10 protein-coding genes are annotated in these 18,028 nt (G+C 65.9%); 6 read left to right on the plus strand and 4 right to left on the minus strand.

All coding sequences use genetic code 11. The features are described from left to right. Positions 1-30: 30 nt before the first annotated feature. Entirely contained in the window at positions 31-1,368 is a 1,338-nt protein-coding gene (kal/cle, locus tag POL67_RS40940) for a bifunctional 3-aminobutyryl-CoA ammonia lyase/3-keto-5-aminohexanoate cleavage enzyme (protein WP_276076118.1), read from the minus strand. Between the two features lie 77 nt (positions 1,369-1,445). On the opposite strand from kal/cle, the gene uppS reads away from it, so the two are divergent. The 3 genes from uppS (at position 1,446) to POL67_RS40960 (ending at position 4,564) form a co-directional block, all read left to right on the plus strand. Further along, complete coding sequence (gene uppS, locus POL67_RS40950; protein ID WP_271926418.1) at positions 1,446-2,222, plus strand: polyprenyl diphosphate synthase; 777 nt, start codon at positions 1,446-1,448, stop codon at positions 2,220-2,222. A 2-nt stretch (positions 2,223-2,224) separates the two neighbouring features. After that, a complete protein-coding gene (locus POL67_RS40955) occupies positions 2,225-3,055 on the plus strand; it encodes a phosphatidate cytidylyltransferase (protein WP_271926420.1) in 831 nt (276 codons plus the stop codon). Positions 3,056-3,238: 183 nt separating this feature from the next. After that, a complete protein-coding gene (locus tag POL67_RS40960; RefSeq protein WP_271926422.1) occupies positions 3,239-4,564 on the plus strand; it encodes a Glu/Leu/Phe/Val family dehydrogenase in 1,326 nt (441 codons plus the stop codon). Between the two features lie 77 nt (positions 4,565-4,641). On the opposite strand, the gene ygfZ is transcribed toward POL67_RS40960, so the two are convergent. After that, positions 4,642-5,565 carry a CAF17-like 4Fe-4S cluster assembly/insertion protein YgfZ gene (gene ygfZ / locus POL67_RS40965; RefSeq protein ID WP_271926424.1) on the minus strand — a complete coding sequence of 308 codons (924 nt, stop codon included), beginning with the start codon at positions 5,563-5,565 and terminating at the stop codon, positions 4,642-4,644. A 113-nt stretch (positions 5,566-5,678) separates the two neighbouring features. Next, positions 5,679-6,428 (minus strand): hypothetical protein, encoded by a 750-nt coding sequence (locus tag POL67_RS40970; protein ID WP_271926426.1) that lies wholly within the window; start codon positions 6,426-6,428, stop codon positions 5,679-5,681. 89 nt (positions 6,429-6,517) lie between these two features. Here POL67_RS40970 and POL67_RS40975 point away from each other — a divergent pair, with 89 nt between their 5' ends. Next, positions 6,518-13,273, plus strand: coding sequence for an FG-GAP-like repeat-containing protein (locus POL67_RS40975; protein ID WP_271926428.1), 6,756 nt, complete (start codon positions 6,518-6,520; stop codon positions 13,271-13,273). Beyond that, complete coding sequence (locus tag POL67_RS40980; RefSeq protein ID WP_271926429.1) at positions 13,273-13,677, plus strand: hypothetical protein; 405 nt, start codon at positions 13,273-13,275, stop codon at positions 13,675-13,677. The genes POL67_RS40975 and POL67_RS40980 overlap by 1 nt, the downstream gene beginning before the upstream one ends. Positions 13,678-13,709: 32 nt before the next feature. Here POL67_RS40980 and POL67_RS40985 read toward each other — a convergent pair whose 3' ends face one another. Then, complete coding sequence (locus tag POL67_RS40985) at positions 13,710-15,365, minus strand: RCC1 domain-containing protein (protein ID WP_271926430.1); 1,656 nt, start codon at positions 15,363-15,365, stop codon at positions 13,710-13,712. A 626-nt stretch (positions 15,366-15,991) separates the two neighbouring features. Here POL67_RS40985 and POL67_RS40990 point away from each other — a divergent pair. Continuing rightward, positions 15,992-17,974, plus strand: a complete 1,983-nt coding sequence (locus POL67_RS40990; RefSeq protein WP_271926431.1) for a DUF4215 domain-containing protein — start codon at positions 15,992-15,994, stop codon at positions 17,972-17,974. Positions 17,975-18,028 lie beyond the last annotated feature (54 nt).

The raw sequence follows: 18,028 nt of genomic DNA on the forward strand, positions 1-18,028 counted from the left end.
GGGCGGGGATGTGTTGGGATCGCAGCACGATCACGCGGCGGTCGTGGGGATGCCGAGGAGCACGCGGGCGCGATCGGGGTCGACGATCTCGCGGCCGAGGCTCCTCGCGTAGGCGGCGGCGCGCGCGACGAGCGGCGCGCTGCCCTCGGAGAGGACGCCCTTCTCCAGGTAGATGTTGTCTTCGAGGCCGACGCGCGCGTGGCCACCGAGCTTGATCGCGAGCTCGGTCATGGGCTTCTGGTAGCGACCGACCGCGGCGACGGCCCAGCTCGCGCCGGCGGGGATCTGCGAACGCATGAAGAGCACGACTTCCTCGCTCGGCATGATGGCACCGGGCACGCCGAGGACGAACTGGAAGTGCAGCGGCGCGCCGAGGAGGCCCTCCTTCAGCAGCGCAAGCGCCTCGTGGATGTGGCCGACCTCGTAACACTCGAGCTCCGCGATGCTCCCGGCCTCGCGGATGCGGCGCGCGATCGCGCGGATGTCGGGCCGCGTGTTCACGAAGATGTCGTCGCCGAAGTTGATCGTGCCGCAGTTCAGCGTGGCCATCTCGGGCTTGCACGCGAGCGGGCCGAGCCGCTCCTCCACGCTCATGCCGACAGCGCCGCCGGTCGAGGTCTGGATGATGACGTCCGTCTTCTCGCGGATGCGGCTGATCGCCTCGCCGAAGAGCTCGGTCGACTGCGAGGGCGTGCCGTCGGCGTTGCGCACGTGCAGGTGGATCACGGCGGCGCCTGCGTCGCGGCAACGAGCGGCCTCGTCGGCGAGCTCCTGCGCGGTGATCGGCAGGTGGGGCGTGTGCGCGCGCGTCACCTCGGCGCCCACGATCGCGGCCGTGAGCACGAGCGGCGACTCGGGCGGCGTGACGATCACGTGCGGCGGCGGCGTGATGATCGGGCGTGGCTCGGGCAGCTTGGCCACGAGCTCGGGGCCGGGCGACGAGAGCGCGGGGAGCACGAGGCGCGGACGGCGCTGCAGATCCTTCGGCACCACGCACGTGCCGATCGCGCGGCAGACCACGACGGGCTCCGCGAACGCGTCCGCCGCGGAGGGCGAGAGCGCGGGATCACGCACGTTCGCGACGACCTTGCGTGCTTCGAACGCCATCGTGCGTGACGTGTTGCCGACCTTCGTGATGACGCCGGTCGCCTCGATGTAGTCGCCGGCACGGACGGGCGCGAGGAACTCGACGGCCTCGTAGGCGCGGAAGAGGCCCTCGTCGCCGTCGAGACGGATGAGCAGCTCCGTCGCGACATCACCGAAGAGGCCGAGGATCCGGGCCCCATCGACGAGCTCGCCCGCGTAGTGGGCGTCGTGGGCTCCGATACGGACGCGAAGCGTGACGGTCAAACCTAGGCCGATGCTCATGGCGGGAGACTCAACAGTCGACAGTCGGTAGTCAACAGGGGAAACTGCGCGGCGCCTCTCGGGCGTTCGAGACAGTGATGACGTACGTAGACGCGAGCAACCTGCCACACCACGTCGGGATCATCATGGACGGCAACGGCCGCTGGGCCGAATTGCGCGGCGAACCTCGTGAGGCTGGCCACAAGGCTGGCAGCGCGGCGGTGCGCAGGGTGGTCCGGGCGGCGCGGCGGCTCGGGCTGACCGCGCTGACGCTTTATGCGTTCAGCGAGCAGAACTGGGCGCGGCCGAGCGGTGAAGTGGACGCGCTGATGGGGCTTTTGCGGGAGTTTCTGGTCACGGAGCGGAACGAGATCCTCGACAACGAGATCCGGCTCGTGGCGATCGGCGACCTCGAGCGGCTGCCGCCGTTCGTGCGGGAGGCGCTCGATCCGCTGCGCGTGGCCTCGGGGGACAACTGCAAGATGACGCTCGCGCTGGCGCTCTCCTATGGCGGGCAGGAGGAGATCGCGCGGGCGGCGCGGGACCTCGCGACCGAGGCGCGTGAGGGCAAACTCGACCCGACGACGATCGACACCCGGGCGATCGCCTCGCGCCTGCCGAGCCTCGGCGTCGGCGAGCCGGACCTCATCATCCGCACGGGCGGCGAGCATCGGATCTCGAACTTCCTGCTCTTCGGCGCGGCCTACGCCGAGCTCGCCTTCACCGACGTCCTCTGGCCCGACTTCAAGGAAGAAGACCTCTTCGAGGCGCTCGCCAGCTACCAGCGTCGCGAGAGGCGCTTCGGTCGTGTCCTTTCGCATGCTACGTCTCCGCGCACGGCTTCGCCCCTCGATGGCGGGGCGATGAGGGTTTGACCTTGGCTGCCCGTAGCAATCTCGCGACGCGCCTCCTCTCGGCGCTGGTCGGCATCCCTGCCATCCTTGCGCTGCTCTACCTCGGCCCTCCGTGGGGCTGGGCGCTCTTCCTCGCGGTCGCGCTCCTCGTCGGCGCGATCGAATTCTTCGGCATGACGCATCCGCTCGATGCCGTGTCGCGGTACCTCGGCATCGGCGTCACGCTCGGCGTGATGGCGGTGCTCTGGCTCTTCGGCACGGACGCGCGCGTGCTCGTGACGCTCGTCTTCCTGCTGCCGACGATCGCGCTCTTCATCACGCTCGTGCGGCTCGGCTCGATCGAGACCGCGGCGCTGCGCGCGACGGCGATGGGGTTCGGCCCGCTCTGGCTCGGGGGTGGGCTCGGCTCGCTCGCGATGCTCCGGCGCGATGCTGGCGATTCTGGACCGGGATTCGTGGTGCTCGCGCTCGCGCTCTCGTGGTTCAGCGACACCGGCGCGTACTTTGCGGGCCGGTTCCTGGGCAAACACAAGCTCTATGAGGCGGTCAGCCCCAAGAAGACGATCGAGGGCGCGGTCGGCGGGCTCGTGGCGGCCGTCGTCGGGGCCCTCGCGGGGCACTATCTCTACTTGAAGAGTTTGCCTTTAAACCACGCGATCGTGCTCGGCCTCGTGGCGGGCGCGCTCGGCCAGGCGGGGGATCTCGCGGAGTCGATGATCAAGCGATCGGCCGGGGTCAAGGACTCGGGCGGCATCGTCCCCGGCCACGGCGGCATCCTCGATCGTGTCGATGCGTTGATGGTGACGGGGACGTTTACATACATCTACGTCCTCTTCTTCTGGCCTCGACCTTGATCGATCGAGTGACCACCCAATGACGCGCGCCGTCGCGCGGGCATGATGTTGCACCGCACAAATGGCAATTTTTTCGCAAAATGCTCGACGACGCGCGTCATCGACGAATGACGCGCAGCGCGCGCGCGGGACCGCGAAACAAAAAATGGATTTGGGCTTTGGCACGGACTAGAACGGCCACCCATGGATAACCAACAGACGGTGAGCACAGCCGGGTCCTTGAGCGTGCCGCCCGCCTCTGTCGAGAAGCACCACAAGTACGAGTTCTTCAAGGTCGTACAGGGCTATCTGGACGAGGCCGCCCGCGTCATCGATTTGCCCGAGTACATCCAGACGATCCTCAGCCAGCCGAAGAACGAGATCATCATCAACTTCCCCGTGAAGATGGATGACGGCTCGATCCGGCTCTTCAAGGGCTACCGGGTCCAGCACAATAACCTGCTCGGCCCGTACAAGGGCGGCATTCGTTATCACGAGGGCGTCTCGCTCGACGACGTGAAGGCGCTCGCGGCGATGATGACCTGGAAGTGCGCGCTGATGAACCTGCCGCTCGGCGGCGGCAAGGGCGGCGTCAAGTTCGACCCGAACAAGGTCTCGCGCGACGAGCTCCAGCGGATCACGCGTCGGTTCTTCCACGCGCTCGGCTCGAACATCGGCCCGGATACGGACATCCCGGCGCCGGACGTCGGCACGGACGCGAAGGCCATGGCGTGGGCCATGGACACGTACATGAACACCGTCGGCAGCCTCTTCCGCCAGTCGGTCAAGGGCGTCGTGACGGGCAAGCCGGTCGCCGTCGGCGGCACGCTCGGGCGCGAGAAGGCCACGGGGCAGGGCGTCGTCTACTGCATCCAGGAGTGGGCGGAGGAGCGCGACTTCCAGCTCGGCGGCGCGACGCTCATCGTGCAGGGCTTCGGCAACGTCGGCTCGTTCACCTCGCTCATCCTGTCGCGGCTCGGCGCCTCGACGATCGCGGTCGGTGATCACACGGGTTACCTCTACAACCCCGAGGGCTTCAACCCCCACAAGCTCCAGGACTACGTCAAGAAGAACCGCTCGATCGCGGGGTATCCGGGCGGCAGGACCATCAGCCGCGAGGAGTTCTTCAAGATCAAGGCGGACATCTTCATTCCCGCCGCGCTGGAGAACCAGATCGGCATCGAGGAGGCGAAGTCGCTCCAGGTGCGGCTCGTGGCCGAGGGCGCGAACGGCCCCTGCTCGCCCGAGGGCGAGCGGATCCTGATCGATCGCGGCATCGACATCCTGCCCGACGTGCTCGCGAACGCCGGCGGCGTGACCGTCAGCTACTACGAGTGGGTGCAGAACAAGCGCTCCGAGCACTGGACGCTCGAAGAGGTCGACGAGCGCCTGGAGAAGGCAATGCAGCGCGCCTACCGCGAGGTCGTCGAGCTCGCGCGCCAGAAGAAGTGCTCGATGCGCGTCGCGGCCTATGCCGTCGCGCTCCAGCGCATTGCCGCGGCCTACGGCGAGCGCGACATCTTCCCCTGATCCCATCCCGAGAAGGGCCGGCGCGTCTTTGCGGCGCGCGGATCTCGATCCGCGCGCCGCTTTTTTTGGCGGATCGCTCAGGAAACGACGGCCGGCCGCCCCGACACCGAGATCGCCGTGCCTTTCGTCGCGTGCTTGTACTTCACGTACCCGAGCGCGAGGACACGACCCGCCTCGGGCCCCTTCGCCACGCTCGTCACGGCCCCGATCACCTTGCCGGTGGCATCCGTGATCTCCGCGGACGCAGCCACCTCGGCGTCGCCCTCGATCGAGATCGGCACGAGCTTCTTCTTCACGTGCCCGCGCATCTGCAGCATGAAAACGGCTTCCTGCCCGAGGTAGCAGCCCTTCTGGAACGAGACCGCGAGCGGCTCCAGCGAGGCCTCCTGCGGGTAGTTCTCCTCGGAAAAATCCTTGCCCCAGCGCCCGAGGCCGATCTCCACGCGGAGCGCCTCCCACGCCGCTTCCTCCACGAGCCGCGCGGGCGCCGATCCTTTGCGCTCCAAGCGTTCGAGCGCGACATCCACCGTGGCCGGCTCGAACGCGAAGAGCGCCCCGCCTTTGCCCGACGTGTCCGCGGAAGCCGCGGCGATCGCGCCGTAGGCGCGCGCGAGCGAGGCGAGATCCTTCGCCCCGGGGCCATGCGCGACGGCCCAGGCGACCTTCGCGCTTTCGTCTTCGAGCTCGACGTCCTCCATGATCACGTAGTGATCGAAGTGCTCCACGAGCAGCGCGATCCGATCCCGCGGCGCGCCCACGAGGATGCGGTCGTCGTCGATCAGGATCCGCAGCTCCGCGAGGATCTTCCCGGTCTTGGCGACGGCGAACCCGTAGGCGCCCTGACCCGCCTTCAGCGGCGCGAGGTCGCAGGTGATCATGCCGTTCAGCCAGGTTTGCCGGTCCTTGCCGCGAATCGAGAGCGTCCCGAGCTCGGGGGCACGAAGGAGGAGCGCGCCTTCGGCGAGGGCGCGGCGCAGGGGGGCGATGTCGGTTTCGCTCATGGGGCTCAGAGGAACATGGGGGTTCGGACGGGAGCGGGGCAAGGCCTCGGGGGCTCTCTGGGCTAGAGCGAGCCAGCGGCCGCGATCGTCTGCCCCATCGTGACGCGTGCCGCTCAGCTCTGCTTGGGCTCCGCGTCCTTTTTTTCCTTCGCCGCCTTCGCCGCGCGATTCGCGTCCTCGCGCCGTTGCTCCAGCTCGTCGAGGTAACCGAAGATCTGCGCGTCCAGATCCCGCGGTAGATCGGGCAACGTCTCCACGTCGTCCGCGATGGCACTCCGCACGCGGTTGAGCAATGCAACGGTCTCCGACCGAAGCTTCGCGGCGTGCTTGCGCCCATCCGTCGTGGCGTCGGCCCGCTTGCTGAGGAGCGACGAGAGGTGTTCGCCTGCGGCGACGTAGGCGGTGGCCCAATCGTGGAGCGTGCCGCCCTTGGCTATAGGGAAGAGCTTCAGATCGGCTTCGAGCTCGATCAATTTATTCTTGCGCTGGACCGCGGCGGCGGCCTCGTCGGCATAGCTGTCGCGGAGCGACTCGAGCTCGGGAATGAACGCGGCGCGAATGCGCTTGGCCGCGACCACGAGAGCCGGATCCACGCCGGGCAGACGGAGATAGACCTCGGTCGTGAAGTAAATGGCGGCGCCGAAGCCATCGTGCTCCCTGTCGGTATCGTCGAGCTCCTCGGCGAGCGGACGCCCCCCAGTCAGGGCGGGCGGGAGATCATCGACGAGCTTCTTCTTGAGGGTAAGGGAGGAGGCGTAGCTCTTGCCAAGAGGCGAGAGGGTGAGCGCCGGGAGACGCTGGGTGAGGAGGTCGTCGAGGCCGAGCTTCAGGTCCGGAAGGTTGAGAAGACGGAGACGTCGCATACCAAGCGGAGCGTACGACGCCCCTGTCTGGCCTGGCAAGCGGGAACACGTGGCAACGGCACATCGAAGCATCCAGTCCGTAGAGAAGTGTGTCGTATTTCGATCAGGTGCTTGACGGTGACGTGAACCGTCTGGTAGCTGCCGCCCCCATGTGGTCCAGCTTGGTTGCCAGGAAGCGCGTCGCTACCTACGCTCCGGTCAAGGAATCCGTCCGCCGCCCGGCATTTCACGCCCTGATCCCGCTCCTCCTCTTCATTATCTGCGTCCTCGCAGGAGGTGCTTGCTCGGATCTGCCGAGAACCGAGATAGGCGAGGCGAAGCAGGCCGTAGATGGCGAAAACCCGCCCGGCGAAGAACCTGGACCGTCACAGGATCCCACATGTCCGCCTGCGCCAAGTGATGTCGCCTCTTCATTCCCGCCGGACCTGAGCGGTTCGGAGACGACACCTGCTGGCACCATGCCAGGATCATTCTCCGTCACCCCCACGGGCGAGGCGCACTACACCATGCCGCTCGTCGTTCCGCCGGGGCGTGCAGGTTTGCAGCCCAAGCATTCAATCGCTTATGACAGCTCGGCCGGCGATGGCCCGCTGGGTGTGGGCTTCTCGCTCACGGGCTTCTCCGTCATCACGCGCTGCCCGCAAACCGTGGCGCAGGACGGGGCAATTCGACCGGTCATGTACGACACGGACGACGCGCTTTGCCTCGATGGAAGGCGCCTCGTCCTCGTCGGCCAATCGGCTGGCGTTCACGAGTTCCGGACCCTGCCCGACTCCTTCGTCAAGGTCCTCGCCTATTTCCCCAGCGGCTGGGATGAGACACTCGGTCCCCAGACCTTCCGTGTCTTCACCAAGGAGGGGCTGACCCTCGAATACGGAGGGACCGCGGAGAACGGGCGCGCCGTCATTCCCGATGGCACCGTCCGTGCCTGGTGGATGACGAAGACCACCGATCGGAGCGGGAATTTCATCGAGTACGAGTATCTGCCGCGGAACGAGTCTGCGGGCAGCCAACGCTACACGGCCGAGCTCGTTCCGAAGGAGATTCGGTATACCGGCCATTCTCCCTCGAACACGCCTCCGTCGCGAGCCATCATCTTCGACTACGTCGATAAGCCTGCGACCGCGACAAGGACGTTCTTTACACGCGGCATCGTGCTGAAAAGCGCGTTCCTTTTGTGGGGCATCCGGACTCTTGGTCCCGGAAATCAGCCAGCGCGCTGGTACCACCTGGAATACGAGACGAGCACGAACACGGGCCGCAAGCGTCTTTCGAGTGTGGAAGAGTGCACAGCGGACATGCTTCCGGTCTGCAAGCCCGAGACGAAGTTCACCTGGAGCGCGCCGCCCCGCGGCTTTCAGACGCCTTCCACTTCCACGCAAATCGAGACGCCGGAATCGCCGTTCGGCTCGGTCATGCCGATGGACGTGACCGGGGATGGTCTCGATGACCTCGTGCTCGTTGATGCGCCCGAGGTGGGCGGTGCGCAGCCACGCTCAAATTTCATGGTCGCGGCGAACCTCGGCCCCACGGCCACGCAACCGTTCGATACGCTCACGCTCGGCGCGCAGCGCGCGAGGCCTCCCAACGCCCCCGAAGATAAACCCCTCCAGCCGGAGCTCGGGACGCCGCTCGATTACAATCACGATGGGCGCATGGACATCTTCCTCCATGATCCCTACGCCTCTCGTACGACCTGGCACGTCCTGCTGACGCAACCGAATGGCACGTTCGTGGACGTGGATACAAGCATCGCGCGACATTACGGGCTCTGGGTGAACTCCCCCCAAGGCCACGGCTCGGCGCATCTCGCCGACGTGAACGGCGACGGGATGCCCGATCTGATCAATTGCATTGAAGAGATACCTTTACTAAAAAACAAGTGGGCACTCCATCTATGGACTGCTGACGGCCCTGGGTTCTCGACGGCACCCATTCAGCTACCGCTCGATGTCCACCCCTGCAATCGGGAGCTCTACCCGGTGGACGTGGACGCAGATGGTCGTGCCGAACTTGTTGTGCGGGATCACTTTCTCGATATGAACGGGTTCCCACACTACACAAATAAGTACATTGCCCTCGGCTACCGCGCGCCATCGAGCCCTCTCGAAGAGATCACGCTTGAGCTCGTTGCCTCACCGGGTGGAGTCTACTGGCTGGATGTAAACGGCGACGGTCTGCCAGACGCCATCGAGACGGGCTGGAACGACCGGCAGCTCCGAACGTTTCTGAATACGGGGAATGGGTTCAGCGGATCCATCGATACCTTGACGCCTCCCGTACTCGACGCGGACGAGCACGCGAAACTCGGCGCGCCGATCGATTGGGATGGTGATGGGATGCAGGATTTGCTCCTGCCGATGAAGCTCGCCGCGGGCAACCTGCCCTCCTGGGTGGTTCTCCGGTCTCTCGGCGACGGACAGTTCGAGATCGAGGACACGACCATCCCCTTCGATGCGGCCATGACGCAGGCTGGCATCACCATCGCTGATCCGCGCGGCCCACGTGTCATCGACGCCGACGGAGACGGCGCGCACGATGTACTCCTGCCGCACAACGGATTCTTCCACGTCCACCGCAACCTTGCGTCGCAACCTGACACGCTCCTCGCCGTGCGCGACGGCATGAATCCGCTCAAGGAAGGTCATGCTGGCTCGCTGCCCAATGTCTCGATTCAGTACACGACGCTAATCGACACGAGCATCACCGAGGACGCACCGCCCGGACTGCAAGACAGGCACACCTATGTATCGCGTTACGATACGGCGAATGGGTGCGCATATCCAATGCGCTGCATTGTCGGACCGCGGCGCGTGGTCTCCTCCTACGCCGTGTTCACGGGCGCAGAAAAACCACGCCATTTCCGTGTTCGTTATCGCGACGGCCGCTGGCATCGGCTCGGCCGCGGCTTCCTGGGGTTCGGTGAGCGCATCCTCGACGACCTCGACAAGGGCGGCGGGACGATCGAGGTCTACGACAATGTCACCTTCGACCCGACCCTGAATGTATATCCATTCGCGGGGCGGCCGGTGCGCCTCCTGCGCTGGAACCTCCCCTGGCCAGCGCCCATCACGCAGCCGATCGAGCTCGGGTTCACCTCGATCATGTACCAGGTGGTCCCGACCTCGGGAGGCTCGAGCTACTTCACGATTCCCGTCTACCGGAGGGAGCGCCGCGAGGAGGACATCTATCATAATCCGATTGCGTTCTTCGATGGCGTCGAGCCATTCGTGCGTGATGCATATTCTGGCTACACCTCGGCTACGCGTCTGAGCGAGTCGATCCACGTACTTGCGGACTACGACCTGCTCGGAAACGCGCTCGAGGAGACAACCTTCATCGGTAGAGACCTCCCGTTCCTGAATCCCGCTGCGGGTGCAGACACGATCGAACGCGTCGCCCGTACGTTCAGCAACGACACGGCCAACTGGCAAATTGGGCTCCTCGAGGCCCAGGAGCATTGCAGCACGGTGGGCAGCCAAACGGCGTGCCGAAACATGACCCGCACCTACGATACGTCCGGGCGAACCAAGACCGTTGCGTGGGGCACGCCGGGCGATCCGGAGACGCAGGTCTCGGTATTGTTCTCCCGCGATGGTTTCGGCAACATCACCAAGACGGTCGCTCTGGATGCGTTCGAGGGGCGGCGCGCGACGTGCACCTCCTATGAGGCGGAGGGCGTCTTCCCTTATGCACAGCGCAATGCCGAAGGGCACCTCACGCTGACGAAATTCGACCCACGACACGGCGGACTCCTGGCAACGATCGATCCTGATGCGTTGACGACGCAGTGGGCGTACGACGGACTCGGTCGCACGAAACGCGAGCTGCGGCCCGACGGTACGCAGACGACGGTCGGGCTGGCGAGGCTCGGCTCTGGCAACGCCGGTGATCCCTGGACCATCCAGGCCACGACGACAGCCACGGGGGCAGGTACCGAGGTGACCGAAGTCGACCCGCTCGGTCGCGTCCTACGCACGTTGTCACCCGGCGTGGCGACGGCGACCACGCCCTCGCCGCCGCGAATCCTGCGAGAGATCCTCTACGACGAATACGGCGAGCATGTGGCTCGGCGCCTGGTACCGATCGCGGAGAACGCGCCGCAAAATCAGCGACGTTACGAATCGTTCTACCGCGACGCGCTCGGACGCATCACGAATCACGTTTCGCCCTGGGACGGCTCTACGACGTACACCTACGAAGGGGAGACCGTCCGCATCGAAGATCCTCGCTCCCACGAGACCGTCACGACCCTCGATTCGCTCGGCAGACCAGCGACGATCACGGACGCGCACGGGATGGACACGACCTACACGTACGGGCCCTTTGGCGTGTTGTGGCGCGTCAAGGATCCGGGCGAGGCGGAGACGGTCACCGAGCACGATGCCTACGGCCGAGTGCGCGTCGCGAATGATCCCGATCGGGGCGTGACCGAACTGCATTACTCCGGTTTTGGCGACCTGCGGTGGAGCCAGGACGCTCTCGGCAGAAAAATGACCTTGTCGCGCGATCGGCTCGGTCGCGTGAAGCAGCGCAGTGACACCAACACGACGACCCCCGGCACGCCGGTTGAGAACACGTATTGGGTGTGGGACACGGCACAAGGGAAGGGGGTCGGGAAGATCGCCAGTGTGACGAGTCCTGCGGGGCACATCGAGCGATTCCGCTACGACGCGCTCGGTCGGGTCGCAAACATGGGGCTCGCAATCGACAACGAGGCATTCGATGTAAGCTTTGCCTACGATCCGCAATATGGAAGGCTTGCGACGACCACCACGCAGGCCCCGGGTGAGGCCCCGTTCGTCGTCGCTCGCGACTACGATGCCGCTGGACATCTCCTTGCAGTGCGAGATCCCGCAACCCCTGCCGCGGATGCGTACTGGACCCTGACGGCAACGGACGGCGCTGGCCGGATCACGGGCGAGAAGTTCGGCAACGACGCCACCACAACCCGTACCTACTTCGCGGACAAGAATCGTGTCGAGAGCATTTTCACGCAAAGCGGCACGACGACGCTGCAACATCTCTGGTACACTTACGATGACAAGCTGAACCTGGAGACGCGAAGCGACTACGTCCAGATACCGTCGAAGACGGAGACATTCTCGTATGACGCACTCGATAGGCTCGAGTGCGCGAGCTTCGATGCCCTCGGTGACCCGTGCCAGCGCAAGTGGGAGTACCTGGACAACGGCAACCTCCTCGTGGCACCGGGGCTGGGGCAGTACGAGTACATGTCGCGCCCCCATGTCGTTGATAAGGTAGGCGCTGCGCAGTTCTACCATGACGCGGTGGGGAACCAGATCGGACGCCCCGGCGCGACGATCGAGTACACGCCCTTCGATCAGCCCAAACGCTTCACGCTGGCCGGCGGAGCAGTCACGCTCGATTATAGCGGAGACGGGGCGCGGATCCGGAAGACGACGCCCACGACCGTGACCGTGTACCTGGGCGGCCTGTACGAGCGCGTGACACACCTCGACAGCCAGCTCGTCGAGCACAGGTACTACATCTCGTCGAGCGAGCGTCCCGTGGCGGTGGTCACGCGCTCGGCGGGATCGACGAGCACCCTGTACCTGCATGTCGACAACCTCGGCTCCATCGATGTCGTCACGAACGGCGCGGGCAGCCAGCACGAGCGACGCAGCTACGATCCGTTTGGAGCGCGAAGGAACCCCGCGTGGGGAGCCTCTGGTCCGTGGTCCCCCTCGGCGAGCACGACGATCGGCTTCACGGGGCACGAGGCCGACGACGAGCTGGGGCTCGTCCACATGCGCGGACGCGTCTACGATCCGACGTTCGGGCGGTTCTTGACGATGGATCCCATCGTATCGCGTCCACTCGATGGACAGAACTGGAACCCGTATGCATACGTGTTGAACAACCCGCTCGCATATGTGGATCCGTCCGGTTTCGAGCAGACAACGCCGGGGCAGCCACTCCCCGAACCGTTTTCGCCGGAGGAAATCCTCGTCATTGGCGAAGCCCCTCCCGTCGCGCCCAAGCCGGTTTCGAACGATGACGGTTGGGAACTCCCCGCAGGCTACGGCATCGTATGGCCGACAGACGTTGGAACTTGGGGCAACACGGCGCGGTTCGAGCCGGCGCCACCACCGCTGCCAGAGCGGGGACCGCAGAGCGGCTGGGACATTGCGGTGAGCTTCCTGCGCGGCGCGGTCGGTGCGTACGGGGAGAGCGTTGTAGAAGGCGCAATCACGGCTGTGGTGACGGCCATGCCGGGAGGGCTCTTTCTCAATTCCGGGTATCAGTTGCTCAAGCTCTGGACGGCGGGTATACACGAGGCGCGCGAGGGGTACAGGGCGGATGGCGTCATGGGCGCCGTGGCGGGCTACTTGAACGTGCTGAACCCGCTCTACCACTTGGGCGTAGGCGTGACAGGATCGGTCCTGGCGGTGGAGGACAAGGATTACCAAGCAGTCGGTGCCCGTGCGTTCGGGGTCGGGGCCATGGTGGTTACGGCCATCGTGAGCGGGAAGCTTGCGGCTGCGGAGGGGGCAGTGGCTCGCGGCGGAGCTAGCACCGGCAGCGGCCAAGGCGGCATCCTCGTCCGTTTTGGTGCGGAGGCTGAATCCGCTGAGGCGCTCGCTGCTGGCGCCGCAAAAGCCGAGGCACACGGATTCCCCCATGGGGTATCCACCAAGTTGGTTTCTCGTTTGTCGGGTTCGGACCGCGCCCACAGGTCTGCGCCCTATGCAGAGGTCACAAAGCACTTCGAGGTGCAGCAAACCGGTAGAAACCCTGCCCATCATACTGTCCACTTGCCGAAACCCGTAACCGCAGAGGTTGCGAGGTTGTTCAACGAGATCTTCCAGGTGAGGCAATAATGTCACGCCAAATTCGTTCGATCGAGATCATGGACTGGTATGATGGCATCGTCCTGGCCATCGCGCGCACGTCCTGGCATCCAGGCATGTTTCTGGTGTCCCTGCTGAGCTGGAATCAAGTGAGCAGGCAACGAGTTTTCGTGCTTGTATCACTTACCGAAGCCGAGACCGCATCGATCCGGTCGGCGTCGGCCCAATGGGAGTCGCTGACAGCCTATTTGAGATCGCTGGTCAACACCGACCGCGATACATTCCTTGTCCTGTGGGATGAGGCTACGGATGAAGTGAACGTAGAAATCTCGATTGCGCTCGCCGACGTGCGCGACGAAGTGATTGGCCAGGTTGAGGATGCGCTCAAGCCTGAAAGGCAGCGCTGGTTTGATGTCGTGCGGAGGGGCTCATGATACGAGGGTGCGCAGCGGGTGCGGCCCTGACCTCACCATGAACTCGCCCCCAGATTCACCAACGGAAGCGCGTCCCCCATCTCGCCGGGCTCGTCGCCGCGGCTTTCGATGTCGCCCAGCCCGAGCGCTCCGAACCCGTTCGATCCCCAGCACTTGATGCGACCTTCCTGGAGGATCACGCAGGCGTGATAGAGGCCCGGCACGATGGTGACCGCCACCGCGCCCGTACCGAGGTCCACAGGAGGCAGGTTGTCGCCCATCTCGCCCGGGCCATCTCCTCGGGCCTTCGTGTCCCCGAGGCCGAGCTTGCCATGCCCATTGTAGCCCCAGCATTTGACGCGCCCGTCGTCGAGGACAGCGCAACTGTTTGCTCCACCTGCGGCGATGGCAGTCGCCTTCGCGCCCGCTCCGAGGTCGACCGCCGGCAGCGCATCACCCATCTCGCCCGGTTCATCTCCCCGGTCGAGCAAGTCGCCCAGCCCGAGCGCTCCGTCGTAGTTGCCGCCCCAGCATTTCACACGGCCGTCGTCCAGCAACGCGCAACTGTGGGCGCCCGCGGAGGCGAGCGCCGTAGCCTTCACGTGGGTCCCGAGGTCGATGGCAGGCACCGCGTCTCCCATTTCGCCAGGGTCATCCCCCCGAGCCTCCATGTCCCCAGTCCCGAGCTGGCCGTGCGAACCGCTGCCCCAGCATTTCACGCGCCCATCCATGAGCAGGACGCAGCTATGGTATTTGCCCACCGTTATCGTGAGGACCTTCACGTCGGCCCCCAGGTCGACGGCTGGTAACGCGTCGCCCATCTCGCCTGGATCGTCTCCCCGGGCTTCCCAGTCGCCCAGCCCGAGCGCGCCGGCGGTGTTCTCACCCCAGCATTTGACGCGGCCATCCGCGAGCAGCGCGCAGTTGTGCGTGAATCCCACCGCGATGGAGATCGCCTTCGCACCCGTACCGAGATCGACGGGGGGAAGTTCGTCGCCCATCTCGCCCGGCTTGCCGCCCACGGATTTGCCGTGACCAAGGCCCAGGCACCCCATTGTGTTGTTCCCCCAGCATTTGATACGCCCATCGTCGAGCAACGCGCATCCGTACCCGTTGCCATTCCCTACCTCGACGACCCGTGCCCCCTCCCCGAGCTTGACAGCGCGCAACTTATGACCCATCTCGCCGAACTCATCGCCCAGGCTTTCATAATTATCCTCGCTGCCAAGCCCACCGCCCGATGCGCTACCCCAGCACCGGGCTTTGCCGTCGGGTAGAACCGCGCACGTGATGTTGTTGCTTGCAGCACTCACGATCTTCCGGTGCCTGCACCAGGGCGAACACAAGGGGCCGCCATCGCACTGCTCTCCGAGCGCCCCCTGAACGAAGCCGTCGCCGCAGAAGGGCGGCATGCAGAGCGGGGTGCAGGCGTCCGTCGGATCAGCATTGCCGTCGTCGCACGTCTCGCCGAAGGCGAGGACGCCGTCGCCGCAACAGTGGGCGTCAGGTTCGTTGATCTGGCCGTCGCAGTCCTCGTCACGGCCCTCGGTGTCGCACTGCTCGGCCATGGGGGTTGTCTGCCCGATACACGCGCCGACAGGTTGCCCGCGCTCATCGCAGGGTTGAAGGCCGCTCGCGCAGACGCCCACGCCCTCGGTGTCCGCGGGCCCCGTGTAGCAGGAGACCTGCGCGAAGGGGACGCAGGCCATGGGTTCCTCGTCGCCCGGGGGGGTCGTGTCGTCGCCCGGGGTGGCCTTGAGAGAGAGATCGGTGCGGCCGCTACAGGCGAAGATGGCAGAGACGAGAGCGAGGAAGAGGGGATGCCGATGCGGGGAGGGCATGGGGAAGCGGGATGACTTTCTCACGCGAACGTTCGCGGTGGACGTGTCGAGGTTGCGAGCTTACCTACTTCGAGGACGGATGGAACGCTCATCGTTCAGACTTCGAGCTTCCCAGAGTCATCCCCGAGGCTGGTCCGCAGGGCTTCCGGGTTCCCTCGGGTGAGGCCGGAGCCTCGACGACCGGGCTTCGAGCAGACTCCGGTCAGGTCCTCGTCTCATCCACCACGCGGAAGGGATGACCCGGGTGACCTCGGAGACAGGTCGACGGGGCTCGCCGAAGGACCCGAGGTAGGAAGGGGGCTCGTCGGTGAGGCACGTATCTCACCAGGGTCAGCCTCGACACGCGCGCACGACCCTTCGGCATGCCCCCACGTGGCGAGCCAGCGAACCCGTCACGGGCTTGCCGGGAGGTACCCCCAGGCTTCGCCGTTTGCGGTATCTTCCACGATCGTCCCGCCCTCTGCGGACACCACCCCTGCCAAAGGAGCTTCCCCATGCGACGCAAACACGCCTTGATCTTCTTCCCCCTCGCGGCTGTTTCCCTGGCCGGCGCGATCGCCGTCGGCTGCGGAGGCGGCGACCCCTCCAGCACGCCGGGCGGAACGGGGACCGGCGGCGCGCCTGATGGCGGGGACACCGGCGGCGGGGGCGAGGGCGGGGACATTTTCGTCGGGTCCGGGGGCACGGGCGGCGCGGGGGGCGTGGGCGGCGCGGGGGGCACCGGGGGCGATTGTGACGGCGGGCCGTGCGGCCCGGTGTGCGGCAATGGGGTCATCGAGCCGGGGGAGGTCTGCGACGACGGCAACGTGAACGCGGGGGACGGCTGCTCGAACGATTGCACCACGATCGAGAAGGATTACGCGTGCCCGATGCCGGGCATGGCTTGCGTGAGCACGGTCGTCTGCGGCGACGGCAAGGTCACGGGCGCCGAGACGTGCGACGACACGAATGCCGCGCCGGGCGACGGCTGCGACGCGCTTTGCCAGGTCGAGCTCGGCTGGCAATGCCCCTTCATCGGCGCGGCTTGCCAGGCCGCCGCGTGCGGCGACAGCATCATCGCGGGCAAGGAAGAGTGCGAAGACGGCAACGCCGTGGCCGGCGACGGCTGCGACGTGAATTGCCAGCTCGAAATCGGATGGGTTTGCCCGCCGGGCATGCCGTGCAAGGCCACCGTCTGCGGCGATGCGATCGTCGAGGGCAAGGAGCCCTGCGACGACGGCAACAACAACATGGGCGACGGCTGCACGCCCTTCTGCCAGCGCGAGCCCGACTGCACGTTGGGCGCGTGCAAGTCGACCTGCGGCGACGGCCTCAAGCTCCCGGGCGACAACGAGCAATGCGAGGACGGCAATAGCGCAGACGGCGACGGCTGCTCGTCGACCTGCCAGCTCGAACCGGGTTTTTCCTGCCAGGACGTCGCGCAGAACGCGGGGAGCACGCTGGAGATCCCGATCGTCCTGCGCGACTTCAAGATCGCGCACCCCGATTTCGAGAACTTCAGCGGCAACGACCTCGGCATCGTGCAGTCGATGCTCGGCCCGGACGGCAAGCCTGTCTACGCCGGCAACCCGACGACGCCGACCACCTCGGGCAAGGCGAACTTCGATCAATGGTACCGCGACGTCGCGGGCGTGAACTTCACGGTCCTGCAGAAGCTCACGCTGACGCAATTGCCCTCGGGCGCGTACCGGTTCGACGACTCGACGTTTTTCCCGCTGAACGGCATCGCCTTCGGCAACGAGGGGAACGCGAACAACTTCCACTTCACGAGCGAGGTCCGGTACTGGTTCGAGTACAAGGGCAACGAGCAGCTCGATTTCACGGGCGACGACGACGTGTGGGTCTTCGTGAACAAGCGGCTCGCGGTGAACCTCGGCGGCGTGCACGGGGCGCAGACGGGCGGCGTCTTGCTCAACGCCGCGAAGGCGCTGGAGCTCGGCCTCGAGCTCGGCAAGATCTACGAGACCGTCGTCCTCCAGGCCGAGCGGCACACGTCGCAATCGAACTACCGCCTCACGCTCTCCAATTTCGTGAACACGAAATCGACCTGCCAGAGCGTCTGCGGCGACGGCGTCCTCACCCCGAACGAGGCCTGCGACGACGGCACGAACGACGGCAGCTACGGCTCGTGTACGCCCGACTGCAAGAAGGGCCCGTATTGTGGTGACGGCATCGTGCAGCCGGAGGGCAACGAGGAGTGCGATGACGGCGTCAATTTGACCCCGTACGGCAGTGGGTGCGCGCCGGGCTGCAAGACGGGCGCCTCCTGCGGCGACGGCCAGATCGACAGCCTCTTCGGCGAGCTTTGTGACGACGGCACGAACGACGGCGGCTACGGCGAATGCGCCGCGGGCTGCACGCTCGGGCCGCGCTGCGGCGACGGCATCGTCCAGGCGGGCTTCGAGTCGTGCGACGACGGCAACAAGACGCCCGGCGACGGCTGCGATCAGAAATGCGTGATGGAATCGCCCAAGTGAAACCCGGCCCGCGGGCGCGGGCAATCGTGGCCGCGATCGTGCCCCACGGAACCG

This window comes from Polyangium mundeleinium (genome assembly GCF_028369105.1).
GTDB classification, from domain to species: domain Bacteria; phylum Myxococcota_A; class Polyangia; order Polyangiales; family Polyangiaceae; genus Polyangium; species Polyangium mundeleinium.